Source organism: Phycisphaerae bacterium (assembly GCA_018003015.1).
Taxonomy (GTDB): domain Bacteria; phylum Planctomycetota; class Phycisphaerae; order UBA1845; family PWPN01; genus JAGNEZ01.
On the sequence record JAGNEZ010000038.1, the window covers coordinates 46,025 to 60,755 of the forward strand.

General features: G+C 63.5%; 10 protein-coding genes. 4 read left to right on the forward strand and 6 right to left on the reverse strand.

The genetic code is table 11. The features are described 5' to 3' along the window. Positions 1–160 precede the first annotated feature (160 nt). Entirely contained in the window at positions 161–2,473 is a 2,313-nt protein-coding gene (locus KA354_16215) for a glycoside hydrolase family 65 protein (protein ID MBP7936187.1), read from the reverse strand. A gap of 8 nt (positions 2,474–2,481) precedes the next feature. Then, the gene (locus KA354_16220) at positions 2,482–3,873 is read right to left on the reverse strand and encodes a hypothetical protein (protein ID MBP7936188.1); all 1,392 of its coding nucleotides are present in this window, start codon (positions 3,871–3,873) and stop codon (positions 2,482–2,484) included. Between the two features lie 159 nt (positions 3,874–4,032). Between KA354_16220 and KA354_16225 the strand changes: the two genes are divergently transcribed. The 4 genes from KA354_16225 to KA354_16240 are packed head-to-tail and all read left to right on the forward strand — an operon-like array spanning position 4,033 to position 8,241. Continuing rightward, positions 4,033–5,334 carry a sugar ABC transporter substrate-binding protein gene (locus KA354_16225; protein MBP7936189.1) on the forward strand — a complete coding sequence of 434 codons (1,302 nt, stop codon included), beginning with the start codon at positions 4,033–4,035 and terminating at the stop codon, positions 5,332–5,334. Next, complete coding sequence (locus tag KA354_16230; protein ID MBP7936190.1) at positions 5,331–6,281, forward strand: sugar ABC transporter permease; 951 nt, start codon at positions 5,331–5,333, stop codon at positions 6,279–6,281. The genes KA354_16225 and KA354_16230 overlap by 4 nt, the downstream gene beginning before the upstream one ends. Continuing rightward, positions 6,278–7,123 carry a carbohydrate ABC transporter permease gene (locus tag KA354_16235; protein MBP7936191.1) on the forward strand — a complete coding sequence of 282 codons (846 nt, stop codon included), beginning with the start codon at positions 6,278–6,280 and terminating at the stop codon, positions 7,121–7,123. The genes KA354_16230 and KA354_16235 overlap by 4 nt, the downstream gene beginning before the upstream one ends. A gap of 5 nt (positions 7,124–7,128) precedes the next feature. After that, complete coding sequence (locus KA354_16240) at positions 7,129–8,241, forward strand: DUF2961 domain-containing protein (protein ID MBP7936192.1); 1,113 nt, start codon at positions 7,129–7,131, stop codon at positions 8,239–8,241. A 253-nt stretch (positions 8,242–8,494) separates the two neighbouring features. Here KA354_16240 and KA354_16245 read toward each other — a convergent pair whose 3' ends face one another. The 4 genes from KA354_16245 to KA354_16260 form a co-directional block, all read right to left on the reverse strand. Next, a complete protein-coding gene (locus KA354_16245) occupies positions 8,495–11,860 on the reverse strand; it encodes a PQQ-binding-like beta-propeller repeat protein (GenBank protein ID MBP7936193.1) in 3,366 nt (1,121 codons plus the stop codon). Between the two features lie 288 nt (positions 11,861–12,148). After that, positions 12,149–13,102 (reverse strand): type II secretion system protein, encoded by a 954-nt coding sequence (locus tag KA354_16250; protein MBP7936194.1) that lies wholly within the window; start codon positions 13,100–13,102, stop codon positions 12,149–12,151. A 9-nt stretch (positions 13,103–13,111) separates the two neighbouring features. Further along, positions 13,112–13,468, reverse strand: a complete 357-nt coding sequence (locus KA354_16255; GenBank protein ID MBP7936195.1) for a hypothetical protein — start codon at positions 13,466–13,468, stop codon at positions 13,112–13,114. Positions 13,469–13,743: 275 nt separating this feature from the next. Further along, complete coding sequence (locus KA354_16260; GenBank protein MBP7936196.1) at positions 13,744–14,376, reverse strand: helix-turn-helix domain-containing protein; 633 nt, start codon at positions 14,374–14,376, stop codon at positions 13,744–13,746. Positions 14,377–14,731: the final 355 nt, after the last annotated feature.

Below are 14,731 nucleotides of genomic sequence, written 5' to 3' on the forward strand. Positions count from 1 at the left end.
AGGCCACATTCATGCGATCGCCCACCACCCCATGCTCGGTTGGCAGGAAGGATGCTGGGTTGGCAGCAGCGGCACCACGACCGCCGGCTCTTCATGGGTGCCTGGATCCACACTGCCGAACGGTCCGCCGTGAGTATGTTTGCCCTTCGCCTCGCCGGCCCTAATAGTCCACCCCGTATTCCTTTCCACTGGTGAGTGTGATCGGCCGGCCGGCGACCGTGAGTTGCACATCGGGTCCGAGGGCCCCCAGGTCTCTGATGCGGACCTCCTCCGGGTCAATGGAAAACAGCAGCCGGTGTTCGCGGTACTGCAGGTTGAATTGCATGCTTCGCCATGGCCTCGGAAGCCGTGGATTCACACGCAGCCCCGTCTCCGAGAGGCAGACTCCGCCGAAACCGAAGACGGCCGCCATCCAGGCGCCACCCGCCGCCGTGCCGTGCAGGCCGGCATAGGTGTCCTTGCGCCCGGTCAGTTCCTCGTCGATGTCCGAACCAGCGCAGATCAGAAACTCGCGGTAGGCGCGGTCCATCTCGCCCATCTCGGCCGCCATGATCGCGTTGAGCGCGAAACTCATGGACGAGAAGTTCATGCTCTTGTCTTTGTAGAAGTCCCAGTTGGCCTTCAGCACGTCCCGATCAAAGTCGTCACGGAACAGGACCATGGCCATGACCACGTCCGGCTGGTTGAGGGCCTGGTAGGGGAACACCGTCTCAAACCAGACCTTGCGCCGGGCCAGCAGGTCGTCCGGCACGGGCTTGAGCTTGTAGAACCCCTCGCATTGTTCATACACCTTCGTGGCCGGATCGAACAGCAGAGTCAACCGGTCGGCCACCCGGAGCCATTGGGCCGGCTCATCCTCGGCGAGGCCCAGACGTCGTACGCACTCCGCGTGTGCGACCGGATCGTCACGCCGCATGCCCTCGAGCACCTCAGCCGCCCACCGGAGGTTGCGTGTAGCCAGGTAGTTGGTATAGAAGTTGTTAGTGCTCTCGCAGTGGCCTTCGTCCGGCCCGGCCACATCGAAGATGTCGTAGGCGTCGCGGCCGCTGTCGTACCGGGCCCGGGACGCGAGGAACCTGGAGGTCTCCACCAGAATGTCAGCACCTTGACGGTGCAGGAAGGTCCGGTCGCCCGTCGCCCAGTAATACTGCATCACCGCGCAGGACACATCGCTGTTGATGTGAATGTTGGTGTGCGTGAAACGCCACCACTTGCCCAGGCACTCTTCGCCGAACGGTCCCGCCTGCCAGGCAAACTTGGCTCCCTCGTAACCGAGTTCCTTGGCGATCCTCCGGCCCGGCTCCAGGCCCAGCCATCGCCAATGGAGACAATGACGCGCGACCTCAGGATCCGTCAACGTGTAGACCGGAACGATGTAGGTATCGGTATCGTAGAACGTGTTGCCCTGGTAGTACTCGCCGGTGAGCAATTTGACCGGCACGCTCAGCTTGTCGGTGTGCCGGGGGGCGGCCGCCAGAATGTGATGGAGACAAAAGCGAAGGTAACGCTGGGCCACCTCGTCTCCCTCGATTTCGACGTCGGCCCGGTCCCAAGCCCGCTCCAGCGACATCGTGTCAACTTCGGCGAGGGCCCCGAGCTCACACTCGACGGCGCCGCTGATCTCCTGCTCCAAATCCACGTCCACCCCGAGGCGAGCGTCTTCCGAGGAGGTCAGGACGACGTACCGGTCCAGAACAATCGGTGCTTCAGGCGGCTCCTCGAACTCGTAGACCGTGTAAACGGCGTCGTGCTCGATCACGGCTTCGGGCTCACTCACCGGAGCTACTTCCACCAGTCTGTTGACCACGACCATGTCGATCTCGTGCTTGCGGACAAGGGTGCGCGCCCGAAGATGACACGCCTCCGCCGGCTCCGCCGTTTGGTCGACAACCACGAACTGGCGTTCACGCGTGGTGTTCGAGTAGACACGGCCGTCGATGCCGCTCAGGATGCGAACCCGCCTGCGGTAGTTGAGGGGAGTCACCTGGTAACGCATGTACACCCGGTGGGGGTGTCGCTGAGAGGCAAAACGCATCATGAGGATGCGCGTGACTTGCCCTCGTTCATCCTCGTGATCGAACCGGTATCCGTAAACCCCCGACGACAGGTTCAGCGTCTGGTTGAAATGCGAGATCGTGCCCCGGGTGAGCGTCAACTCGCGGTTGTCGACGAACACGCGAACCAGCAGGGGGTTCGGCAGATTGGCCACGGCCGGACTGCGGCCGGCAGAGTCAAAGTGCCGGGCGTCGAGATAACGCCGTTCCTCGCTCGAGACACGGATCTGGCCGAACATGTCCAGCTCGTCGTAGATGCCGTTGATCAGTGTCACCGGGCTGTACCCGTCGCGGTCCTCCGCCAGATTGCCCTTGATCCCCAGATACCCGTTGGAGATGGTGAACACACTGTTGTGCTGGCCCAACGCGTGAGGGTCGTGCCGGGTGTTGATGATGAGCCAGCTCGTCTGGGGAGCCATAGGTGACCTCACTTGAGCAACAGGTTCTTGGCCAGGATCAACTCCGGCAGGCCGCCGCGGACCACCAGGGCCGCGGCCTGATAGTCCTGCCTGGACGTGTCATGGTTCGGCAGGGCGACGGCGCAGCCGATTCCGGCCGATCGCAGCGAGATGATGCCCGGCTCAGTGTCCTCCAGGCCGACGCACGAGCCATAGTCATTCCTGGGAATCGACATCTGGTGCAGAGCGAGGCTGTACAAGTCGGGGTGGGGTTTGAGCCGATGCTCGCAGGCGTCCGAGGCGTTCACGAAGGCATCGAACACCGCCGTGTGGTCCGCCAGCCGCTCGGCAATCCGATCGCGGCAGGCGCCCGTCACCGGCCAGTGCAGCACCCGCTCGCGCATCACCCGGACGACCTCCTTCATGCTCGCATGCGTCTCATACGCGATCGAGGCGGTAACCAGGGCCAGCTTGGCAGGGTGGGCTCGAAAGCGGTTGGCCAGTCTCACCAGTCGCGGGCGGTAGCCGTCTAGCTCGGATCGCGTGTGCCCCCCGCCCGAATGACCCAGCAGACGCTCGCGAAGCGGCTCATACAGGGCGTCAATCTCCGGGCCCAGCCAACCTTTGATCAGCGGCACGAACACCTCGTAACCGGGCATCGGCTCGATCAGATGCCGGCCAGGCTCGCCCAGCAGCTCCTCGCTGAGCTGCTCGCCTTGCCCCTGCTCGATCCGCCGCATGATCGAGTGGTACCGCATGTAGTAGACGTCCAGGGAGGCGCTGACCAGCTCCCCTTCATGTCGGCACGCGAACGCCGGGCCGAACCGCCGGACAAACGGCTCGGCCAGCTGGCCGACATTGTCCGTTGTTACCGTCCCGCTTCCCACCAGACGCTGAAACCCGCCGTCGGCCAGCAGGGCAGCCAGCCCACACTTGACGGCGCTCTGGGCAATGTCCCGTCGCCGCTGCGGGTCGTCCATATTGGCCGACGTCCAGCAGACGGCCTCCACAAACGCGCTTCGCAGGGCGGTCAGGTCAATCCGGTCCCGGTAGCGGTTGACCAGAAACTCGGTGTGCCGGAAGTTGCTGTTGCCGATCACGTGGGGATAGTCGAGCTGCGGGTCCAGGCCAGGCCACTCGGCCGGTGTCGGCCGCCCGGTCAACCGCCGGACCATGTACTCCAGCGAATGCAGCGCCAGCGGCTCCGTCGTCGTGCTCGTACCGTCCATGTCAACCGCAAAGGCGGCAATCCGCTCCAGCGGAACAGGGGTCCGGGGGGCGAGGGGATACAACTCCCAGGGCGAAAAGACGTAGTCGATGTTTCTCACCCGGGCAAACTCGGTCACCCCCGTTTCGGCCCCCAGCCCGGCCAGGGCCGGTCCGCATCGGTCGACGGTCAGGTACTCGGCAAGTCGTTCCATATCGTTGATGTTGTAAGGCGGTTGGCTCCGGTTTTCAAAGGAACACCTCGGCCGAGACGACGCGGTTGGATCGCCATGCAGCCACCAATGCCCGTTCACCGGGGATCTGATGCCCGCACTCTTTCAAAGGCTCGGAGGCGATGGTATCTTCTCTCGTCAATGAAGCTCCTCTCCGCTCTAGTCTGGGCTTCGGTGGTCTTGGTCACGGCTGGCTGCCGGGATGAGCGGGAACCGGCCGAAGTCGTGCTCCGCGTCACCGACTGGGGCAGCCCGGTGGTCGAAAGCGACTTCATGCGAATCGAGCGGGAGATCCTCGAGGGTTTCGAACAACAGCAGCATCGGGCCGGCCGCAGCGTGCGCGTGCAGAAAGAGCAGATCCCCGGTCCGGGACAGTACGCGCCCAAGCTCACCATGATGTATGTCGCGGGCTGCGCTCCCGACGTCGTTCACCTGGACGCCTCCTGCGGGGCATTGTTCATCGACAACGGCATGCTCATGGATCTGGCCCCGCTGATGGCCAGGGATCCCTCCTTCGACCGTTCGATCTACTTCGAGAACGTACTCAACATCACCCGTCGGGGGGAGGCTATCTATGCCGTCCCGCTCGATTTCACCCCGATGATGATGTACTACAACCGCAAGTTGTTCAGACAGGCCGGCGTACCGTTCCCCAGGAACGGATGGAGCTGGGACGATTTTCTCACCGCCTGCAAAGCCCTTACCGTCATGCCCCCCGGGGCTAAGATGCCGACCCAGTACGGTTTCAACTTCGAGAACGTCCTTCCGTTCTGGATCCCGCTGCTCTGGACCGGCGGCGGCGACGTGCTCTCGCCCGATGGCCGCCGGGCCAGCGGTTACCTCGACGGCCAGGCCACCGTCGAAGCGGTCCAATTCCTGGCCGACCTCATCCTCAAGCACCGGGTCGCTCCCAGCATCGCCGAGCGGAAGATACTCGGCGGAGATGCCTTCCTGAACGGCAAGGCGGCCATGGATCTCAAGGGACACTGGACGTTGATCGACTACCACGCCCCAGACCGCCGACTGGACGTCGGCGTGGTCGGCCTGCCCACCCGGACCGGCAAGCCGGTGACGATCATATACGTCACCGGCATCGCCATCAGCCGGTCAACTCGGCACGCCGATCTCGCCTGGGAGTACCTCAAGTACATGACCAGCGCCCAGGTGCAGATCAAGCGGGTGGCCTCCGGCCTGGCCATCTCCGGCAATCGCAAGGCCGCGGACTTCTACCGGGCCAGGGACGATCAGGACAATCCCATCGAGGCGGAGTTCCATCAGGCGGTTGAGTACGCCCGGCCTGCCTGGGGTGCGACGGTCGAGAACTTCCCGATGTGCGAGGCCTTCGGCCAGGAGATGATGGAAGACATTCTGTACGGTGCGGCCGCGGTGCCCGAGGCAACCCGGCGGGCGGCCCAATACATGGACGCGGTGCTTGCCCCATGATTTCCGAACGGCCTCGAAACAACTGGCGCGGCTATCTGTTCATCGCTCCGGCGACGATCTACCTCGCCGTGTTCTCGTTGATTCCGGTGGCGTTCGCCGCCTACCTCAGCCTGCACCGCTGGCACTTGCTCAAGAGCGACCACCCCTTTGTCGGATGCGGAAACTACACCGCACTCGCGGCCAACCCCCTGTTCCGCGGAGCCGTGTGGAACACCCTGGTCTACGCCATGGCCAGCGTGCCCCTCGGCGTGGTCTCCGCACTCGTCGTGGCCATGCTGGTCAGTAGGCCGCTCAAGGCCATCGGCGTGTTCCGGGTCCTCTACTACATCCCCGCGGTCTGCTCTCAGGTCGCCCTGTCCATGGTCTGGATCTGGATTCTACTTCCGGAGAAAGGTCTGATCAGCCATGGCATCCGATTCCTCAACCTCCTCACCGAGACGGTCGGCAGCATCGGCGGCGTGGACCTCTCGATCTTCCATATCGATCTCGGTACCGATCTCCTGGCCATGCGCGGCTGGGCTATGGCCGCCTTGGTGTTGATGAGCATGTGGATCGGACTTGGGCCTCGCATGGTGATCTTCATCGCGGGCCTGCAGGGTATCCCGGAAACACTCTACGAGGCCGCCGATCTGGACGGCTGCAATCGATGGCAGCGATTCTGGTACGTGACGCTGCCCCAACTCGCCCCGACCATGCTCTTCGTCACCGTCACCACAACCATTGCCGCCTTCCAGCTCTTCACACCCGTGTACATGATGACCCAGGGCGGCCCGCAACGCACGACCGACGTGGTCTCGTTCCACATTTTCCAGGAGGCCTGGCGCAAGTACGAAGCAGGCATGGCCAGCGCTCAATCGTATGTCCTCTTCGCCATGATCCTGGTGGTAGCCGCGTTCCAGATCGCCTTGATGCGCAAGGGACTTGATCGTGAGGAGGCGGCCCAATGACCCGACGGGGCATGAAGACCGCACTGCACTATCTGGTGCTGCTGCTGATCGCGGCCAGCACCGTGTTGCCATTCGTGTGGATGTTCTTCACCTCCCTGCACGGGCAGCGGGCCGAACTCCCGACGATGGCGAACCTGTTCTCCCCCGCCGGCGGATACCATTTCGACAACTACCGCTATGTCCTGACCTACGGCGAACTGCCGGTCTGGCGCTTTGCGGTGAACAGCGTGATCGTGACCACCGGCGTGGTTCTGTTCCAGCTGGCCCTGTGCTCCTTGGCCGCGTTCGGATTCGCCCGCCTCCACTTCCGGGGACGCAACTCGATCTTCTTCCTGTTCCTGCTCACCATGATGATTCCCGGCCAGGTGCTCATTGTCCCTCTGTTTCTCATGGTGCAGAAACTCGGCTGGCTCGACAGCTACTGGGGACTGATCATTCCCTATCAGTACCTGAGCACGGCTTTCGGCACGTTCCTGCTTCGCCAGTTCTTCGTGACTATTCCGCACAGCCTGGACGAGGCCGCTCGCCTCGACGGCTGCAGCGAACTGGGCGTGTTCTGGCACGTCATCCTGCCGAGCTCGAAGCCGGCTTTGGCCACCATCGCGGCTTTCGCCTTCATCTGGACGTGGACCGACTTCTACTGGGCTTTGCTCGCGTCAAGTTCGCGAACCATGCGTCCTCTCGAAGTCGGCCTGTCCGCCTTCCGCGACTCCTATGGCATGACCTGCTGGTCGCTGCAGATGACCGCCGCCGTGATCGTCCTGGTGCCCGTCCTGTTGGTGTTTCTCGCTTTGCAACGCTACTTCGTCCGCGGCGTGGTCACGAGCGGGATTAAAGGATAGCAGCTATGTTCCCAATGACCGGCCTTGCCGCTCTGCCCCTGTTGCGGAACTACCGCAGCAGACGGGAGAGCAGTTACGATCGTACCGGCGCGAACCGCGACTGGATGGACATCGAGGGCGGTACAACCAGGACCATCGCGAGGATCGAAGGACCAGGGTGTATCCGCCATATCTGGAACACCATGCTCTTCACCAATGAGGACTACTTCCGGCGAGTCGTGCTGCGGTTCTTCTGGGACGAGTGCCCCGATCCCAGCATCGAATGTCCAGTCGGCGATTTCTTCGGGCTCGGCCACGGCAAGCGCAAGAACTTCGTCACCGCGGTCATGCAGATGAGCCCCCAGGACGGGCGGGCCTTCAACTGCTGGTGGCCGATGCCGTTCCACAAGTCCGCCCGCATCGAAATCGAGAACCCCGGCGACGAGACCTTCCCGTACTACTACTACATCGACTACGAAAGCTACGATTCGCCGGCGGTGCTCGACGGCCAGGCCTTCTTCCACGTCCAGTGGCGGCGGGAGAACCCGACCGGCGCCTGGGGCGACGAGTACAACCACCTCATGCCCGACCGGGCAACCGAATGGCGGGAAAAGCTCCACTTCGGCGGCGACCCGAGAGCGCTCAACAAGTCCAACAGCGACAACTACGTGATGCTCGACGCCGTCGGCGACGGGATCTACTGCGGCGCCCACCTGAACATCGATGTCTTCGAGCGGCAGAAGAACGAGTGGTACGGCGAAGGCGACGACATGATCTTCATCGACGGTGAGCCCTGGCCGCCGTCCCTGCACGGCACCGGCACCGAGGACTGGTGCAACACCGCCTTCGGTCCCTCGCAGGAGTACACCGCGCCGTTCCACGGCATACTGCTCTACAGCGGCGATGAGCGCGGCAAGTGGCGAGGCAAGCAGACCATCTACCGCTACCACATCGAAGACCCGATCCGCTTCCGCAAGTCGATCCACGTCTCCATCGAGCATGGCCACGCCAACAAGCTCGGCAACGACTACAGCAGTACCGCATACTACTACCTGAGTCGGCCGGCTCGAGGCGGGGTTCTGCCTCCCGTCGAGCAGCGGCTACCGCGGCTGGATCCCGTCCAGAACCCGGCTCAGTAAAGCCCGTGCGGCAGACACCCCCGGCCCCACATTCCACCTGAAGCCCCGCCGCCAAGACGGTGAGCCGCGACCGGGCAGGGAGTTCGGACAAGACCCACGCCGGAAGCCCCGCCTTCCGCTTCCAGCGCCTCAGCGAACGAAACCCGCCGTCGCAGAAACACCCGGGCCCCGGCAACCGCCTCCTGCGAGGCGCCTCCGGGGCCCGGGTTTCGTCAATACTCTACCTGCTGCTTCCTACGGATGACCTCGGTCATCAGGGATAGCAGCTCGGGTCGAACGGCGTGACCATGTCATTGCTCAGACACCTCTGGAACAGGCCGAAGTCAACCTGGTCCACATGGCCGTCCGTGTTGAGGTCCGCGCACGAGCAGTCCTCGCCTTCCGGAGGAACCGGCGGGCCCAACATCGGACCCGTGTAGCACGGGACGAAGTAAAGGTCCAGGTCATCCTTGTTGACCTTCCCGTCGTTGTTGCAGTCCGGCCGGAACCGCGGCTTGAACGTCAGCGCAACCAGCGTGCCGGTTGTGTCGCCCTGGAAGAAGTAGATGCGCTGCTTGCCGTCCTCCCCGGTCGGGCCGAGGATCGGGCCGCCCACGGGCGGTGAGGTGGACATGGTGTCGTAATCGAACCAGCGGTCCTGCGGATTCTGCGGCGGGGCTTCCGTGAGCAGCGGGGTAGCCGTCACGTCCATCGCCACCACGTGAGCGCTGCCGCTCTCCGTACTCGTGCCGGTCAGAACGATGCTGTGCCCGCTCTGGTTCTTGAACAGGCCGCCGTAGCCGCGGTTCTCGCGGTACAACTCGTCCATCTGGTAGTACCCGTTACCCGCGAAAGCGCTCGGCGTAGGAGCAGGCCCCTGCCTGATCACGACGTTGTCGACGTAGAGCGGGCCAGAACCGGATGCTCCCGGGCCGACCTCGAAGTCAATGCCCGCAATGGAGACATCGCTCGTTCCCGCCGTGGCCGACTTGTCGCCGAGCTGGAGGGTGACCGTGCCGGCCGCAGGATTGAAAATGTACGCGACGTGTTGCCAGACGCCCGGAGTGACGGCGATCTTGCCGGAATCGCCCGACGTCCCCAACAGCCCGCTGCCGTTGTGCATCACCGTGTACCACCCATTGTAGCTCACGTTGTCCGCCAGCCACATGAAACCCTTGGTATCGGTGAAGTACTGATCCCACTCGATGGTGACGCCGGCCCCGGTGTTGGCCGCCGCTGCACGAACCGCCCCCATGTAGGAGGTGTAGTCGTCAGGACTGGTGCCCGTGGGGGCAAACGAGAGGACCTTGCCATGTCCGCCGTTGGTGGGATCTTCGACAATCTCCGGGTCGGGCTGGGGTGTACCCGCGTTGTCCCGAGCCCAGCCGTCCTGCCCGACGACCGTCCCGAGCAGGAAACCTTCAAACCCGGCCGAGTCATAGACAACCTCGGGCAGCGGCGGTGTCACGGCGCCGGGAATGCTGATTCCCAGATAACGCACCAACTGGCCACTGAAGCCGCCGGCGATGACGTCGACACCGTTGAAGTCGACCGCCCCGAGGTCCTCGAAGCCGTGGCCGCTGTTGTTGGCCGCGTTGCCGCTCGAGGCCGGCAGGCTGCCGTCCAGATTCCACGCGTAGAAGGTGGCCCCGTAATCGCCCCACGTGTGGGTGCAGACTCGCTCCGCCCCGCTCACGTAAATCACGTGGCTGCGGGCCACTTTCCCGCCGTAGTCCTTCCAGGCCAGATAGGCCCCCGTCGGGTTGGCCACCACGGCATACATGCCGGCCGCCCCGCCTCCGTCCGCGTTGAAGTACAAGCCGTGGGCCCCGGGGCCAAAAGCGCTCGGGACCAGGGTCATCTGACCACCGGCGGAGGATTCAAAGCCGGAAACCACCTGGTCGGCGACAATCTCGCCCGTGCTCGCCTTGAGCACGTAAATGCCCTTGTCTCCCGATTGCGCTCCGACCACGTACAGGAACCCCTGGTACAGCACCGGCGTCAACCGACCGGCGTTCGTGAAGCCGGTGTTGGGGAGCGCCGCGTCCCACACCCGGTGACCGTCGGCCTTGGAAAAAGCCGCGACACCCGTATCGGTGGTCACGTAGACATTGCCATTCTCGCCCTGGCCAACAACCGGGGAGCTCATGTCACCCGCACCCAGATCCTGGTTGGTGCCGGCGACGTTGCCGGTCCAGCGGATCGTCCCGGTCGGGGTGGCCGAGGCCAGGAAGCCGTCAATCGTCTTCCAGTAGAGATTGCCGGCCTCGTCAAAGCTGATCCGACCATAGTGCGTGGCCGGGCCCAGGCCCGCGCCTTTCACGTCCAGGGTCCAGTCGACCAGAGCGGCATTGCCCCAGTCGTCATGGAGAACCATCCCGGCGTCACCGGAGGACTGGGTACCGGAAATGTTGCCGGCAACCGTGCCCCAAGGCGGGGCAACTTCATCCCCGCCGGTCAACGCCTCGACCACCTGCACCTGCCAGACCTCGGTGTCGCTCCCGCCGGCATTCGTGGCCTGAATCCCGATCGTCACCGTGCTGCCAATCTCCGCCGCAGTCGGCGTCCAACCGCCGATCGCACCGGTCGTGGCGTTGACGGTGAGCCCGGCGGGGCCCTCAGTCTTGGCCCAGGTCACGGGAAGCGTGCCCCCGGCCAGCGAGGGTTGGCAGAGATAGACGCTTCCCGCGTAAGCCTTGCCCGTCGAGATCGTGTTGATGGTCGGAGGAACGACCACCACTTGGATGTCGAAACTCTCCGTCCGGGTGTCGGTGCCGTTGGTGGCCTGGACTACCACCGGATAGGTTTTGTCAATGTCGCTGGGCGCCGGCGTCCAGGTCAGGATGCCCTTGTCGTCAATCGCCATTCCGGTCGGGCCGGTGACGCTCCAGACAATCGCCGGGGGAGCGCACAGGCTGGTGATGAAGTGGTTCTTCTTGTACTGGATGCCGGGGTAGGCTGTTTCCAGGGTCAGGTCCGGCCCAACCCGCAACTCGGAGAAGATGTGCAGGTTCTTCATGTCGAGGAAATCACCGCCGGTACCCGCCCAGTCCGTCCCGTAGAAGCGAATCCGGGTGATCTTCGTGGGATCGAAGGTGTTGCCTTGGTAGTTTGTGTCAACGTAGTGGGCGGTCGTCCCGTAGCGGTTCTCGATGGGGTCGGGGTTGTTCAACGCGATCTTGGCGTGGCTCCATGTCGGGTAGTGGTCATCTCCCCGCTGCACCATGTAGAAGTACTCGTAGTCACGATAACCGAGGAGCGTCGTCCCGTCGGCCGCGTAGTTGTAGGCCCGCATCCGGACCGGGGCGTCACCGTAGTTGCCGGTCTGGAAGTAACGCAGATCGACCTCCAGGGTCAGCGCGCATCCGTCGCCGGTGAAGTCGAGATCGCCAAGCCCCGCCTGGCGGAAATCGACGTACGGGCCATAGAACCAGCCGGAGTTGAAGTTGTTCCGGCAGTAGCCCGGCGTTTCGTCGGAGCGGAAACTCAGGCTGCCATTGAGCCCTGCAGGCACGTAGATGGCAGGCCCGCTGCCCAGGTCCATCGGCTGATCCATCGGGATGAAGATCTCCAGCCCCGAGGCGGCCCCCGCGGTGCAGGCCAGTGCCAGAACCAGAGATAAACGTTTGAGGTGTCTCATTCCGTCTCCTCCTTTGTTGAGGTGAGTGCGTTCCCGAGGGGAAGGCCACGCGTCAACCCCCCTGAGTTGGATCGTCCGGTCAAACGGGGACGGCTCACGGACGCACCGGCTCTCCGCCTCGGTGCCAACCTCAAGCCGCTACTTTCCCCCTTCGTGTTCCACACAGTTCTTCCTCGCCCTTCCGTCTGAGAGACCGCCGATTCGGCTTCCCTCTGCTTCGTTCCGCCGACCCGTGCCGGGGGATGAAGCCACCCTGCCGTTCAGGGCCCGCGGCCAGGCCGGCTCCGGTCAGTACCCCACCCAGCCTTTGCGGGTCACAACCGTCTTGGCCCAGGTCTTCGTGTCCGAGTAGTAGCCGGGGTCAAGTTCCTTGGGCGAGCCGGGGCCCAGAGGGTACTCGTTCTTCGTGCTGTCGTAGAAGCCCCCGCTGATGTTCCTGACATTGTAGGTGTCGTTCCAGAGACCCACCTCGGTGTGCTCGCCCGAACGCCAGAAGTACTTGTCCGTCGTCCTCAAGCCGCGGAGCAGGGCCGAGTTCGGGTAGGTGTCACCGAGATCCAGTCTGACCGGCCGCACGCTCGAGTCCGCGAAGGCGAAGTTGCCCACGGGTAAACGGCTGGTCCCGTGCCGGTAAGCGGCGCCGTTCGACCCCCAGTAGGTGACCTCGAAATTGTTCCGAAGCAGCCCGGCTGCACCGAAGCCGTGCATCCAGTTCCAGTTGCCCTCTCCGGCCAGGACCAGGCTGCTGGGCGTGGCCTTGCCCAGGGTGAACCCCGACTTGTCGGTGGTCTTCCAGCCTTGCGAGGACATCACCACCGAAATGGCATAACTGTAATCGGCACCCGGACCGCCACCCAGCCGGGGAGGATAATTGAAGCTCCAGGCCTGCCCTCGCTGCCGGTTGAGTGGGTCGGGCTTCTTGTCGGTCGCGCAGTACCCGACCTCGAGGTCCCCGAGGTACTTCCTGGTGAAAAGGACATCAATCCACGTGGCCATGACACGCCCGGTGGGATCGGCCGAAGCCCCATCGTCGATGTCCGGGTACGCCCGGTACGTCTCGTACGCGTACCCCAGCGCAGTGCTGATCTGCTTGAGCCCCGCGGCACACTTGACAGTCTTGGCCTGCTCGCGGGCCGCGGTCAGGGAAGGAAGCAGGATGGAAACCAGCAGAGCGATGATCGCCACGACCACCAGGACCTCAATCAGCGTGAACGCCTTGCGAAATGGAGTTGTGCTCACGATTGACTCACCTCATTTCTTCGGAAGGTCCGCGGCTCCGGTCGACTGGCTGCCACAGTGCGGGCACTTCGGCATCATCGGCGCACGCGGAGGTGTCCCTACCGGTTGCGGGACGAAAGTCTTGTCGCACTGGTTGCAGTGATAGAGCCGCCATGCGTCCATCTTCCCGCATTTCGGGCAGGCGATCGGAGGCAGCTGCTCAACCTTCAGATTGGCCTCGAACGCGTGACCGCACGCCCGACATTGCATCATCGTATCGTAGTCGTTGCGGCTGGTCAGGGCATTCTCAGACCCCGACCGTACATAGTATAGGACACCCGCCAGCACGAGGATCCCGACGCCGATCGCTATCTTGACTCCCTCGCTCACGTTGCTGCCCCTGCGCCCAGAGCGCGAAATCCACCTCCCCCGCCTCCCCGCCCCTTCGGATGACCAACCCGCCTTAAGCTGCCGTTCAGTAACTTCCAGAGGTCGTCCATTATACTACTCATCGATCCATTATATAGGATAATGGGGCCCGCCCCCAATTTCAAGGATGTTCAAAGGATTATTGTGCGATTCTTATGCGACCTGAGCAGACTGGCCGAGAACTCGGAGCTCCATCCTGACGATGGGTTGGACAGTCGATCCGCCGGAATCCGCATTCAGTCGCGCATGTACGCAACCACCATGAAGGTGACCGCGTCGTCGGTTCCAATGTTCTCCAGCACATGAGCCGTGTCCGCCGGGTAGTAGGCCGAATCGCCTGGATACAGCTCGCAGGTCTGGTCTCCCGTCGTCACCCGGACCGTCCCGTGCCGGACAGTCAGGAATTCGTGTGTCCCTGAAAAATGCGCTGGGCTCCTTAACACCCCGCCCGGGCTGAGCAGAAGCTCGTGAAACTCAATGTCCTTCTCCAAGTGAAGCGGAGACAGCGTTCGCCATCGGCAGCGCCGGTCAAGCCGGTAATGATAGGTGCGATCGTCGGCGCGGATGACCTCGATGGCCGTCGCTTGGTGAGCTTCCTCAAGCAGGGCCGACAGCGCCAGCCCCAGACCCTGGGCGATACGATAGACCGCCGTCAGCGTCGGATTCGCCTGATACCGCTCGATCTGGCTGAGCATCGAACGGCTGACCCCGGAGGCGGCCGCCAGTTGCTCCAACGTCCAGCCCTTCCGCTTCCGCACCGCCCGAATGCGATCACTCAGCGCCCGGCGGATCCCTTCCGTCTGCGCGAGACGCCCGTTGCTGTCTCCATTGTCAAGTTCAACGTCGGTCTGCGTCTTGCCTTCAGTCATGTGCGGCGGTCCTTCATCGAGCCAGGAACCGTATCCGTACGTCATCGGTAAGTTCCATGATACGAGATCCAGGATGCTGGATGATAACTTCCATTATATCGGAATGCTAGCGGAAAGAAAACGAACCGCCATCTGCGAAGCTCGATCGCTGCCTGCCTGCCACCATCGTTCGCCGAAAAGGATGCGAGCTCGGTCATCTACGGGTGGAACGGTGCGCAGTACCCCGCGCCCCCCCCCCGGAGAACTGATGCATACCCTGTCACTACGAGAAGCGGCCGGCCGATCGCCGCCGACGGAGCTCTCGAGACAACCTGCTCCGGGCGGCGATCGGCTTTCCGCAAGCGACTCGGAACAC

Bases quoted from the DNA above. Each gene is read 5' to 3' on its own strand.
- KA354_16220 (MBP7936188.1), bottom strand. From the start codon at position 3,873: ATGGAACGACTTGCCGAGTACCTGACCGTCGACCGATGCGGACCGGCC.
- KA354_16260 (MBP7936196.1), bottom strand. From the start codon at position 14,376: ATGACTGAAGGCAAGACGCAGACCGACGTTGAACTTGACAATGGAGAC.
- KA354_16235 (MBP7936191.1), top strand. From the start codon at position 6,278: ATGACCCGACGGGGCATGAAGACCGCACTGCACTATCTGGTGCTGCTG.
- KA354_16245 (MBP7936193.1), bottom strand. From the start codon at position 11,860: ATGAGACACCTCAAACGTTTATCTCTGGTTCTGGCACTGGCCTGCACC.
- KA354_16240 (MBP7936192.1), top strand. From the start codon at position 7,129: ATGTTCCCAATGACCGGCCTTGCCGCTCTGCCCCTGTTGCGGAACTAC.
- KA354_16230 (MBP7936190.1), top strand. From the start codon at position 5,331: ATGATTTCCGAACGGCCTCGAAACAACTGGCGCGGCTATCTGTTCATC.
- KA354_16215 (MBP7936187.1), bottom strand. From the start codon at position 2,473: ATGGCTCCCCAGACGAGCTGGCTCATCATCAACACCCGGCACGACCCT.
- KA354_16225 (MBP7936189.1), top strand. From the start codon at position 4,033: ATGAAGCTCCTCTCCGCTCTAGTCTGGGCTTCGGTGGTCTTGGTCACG.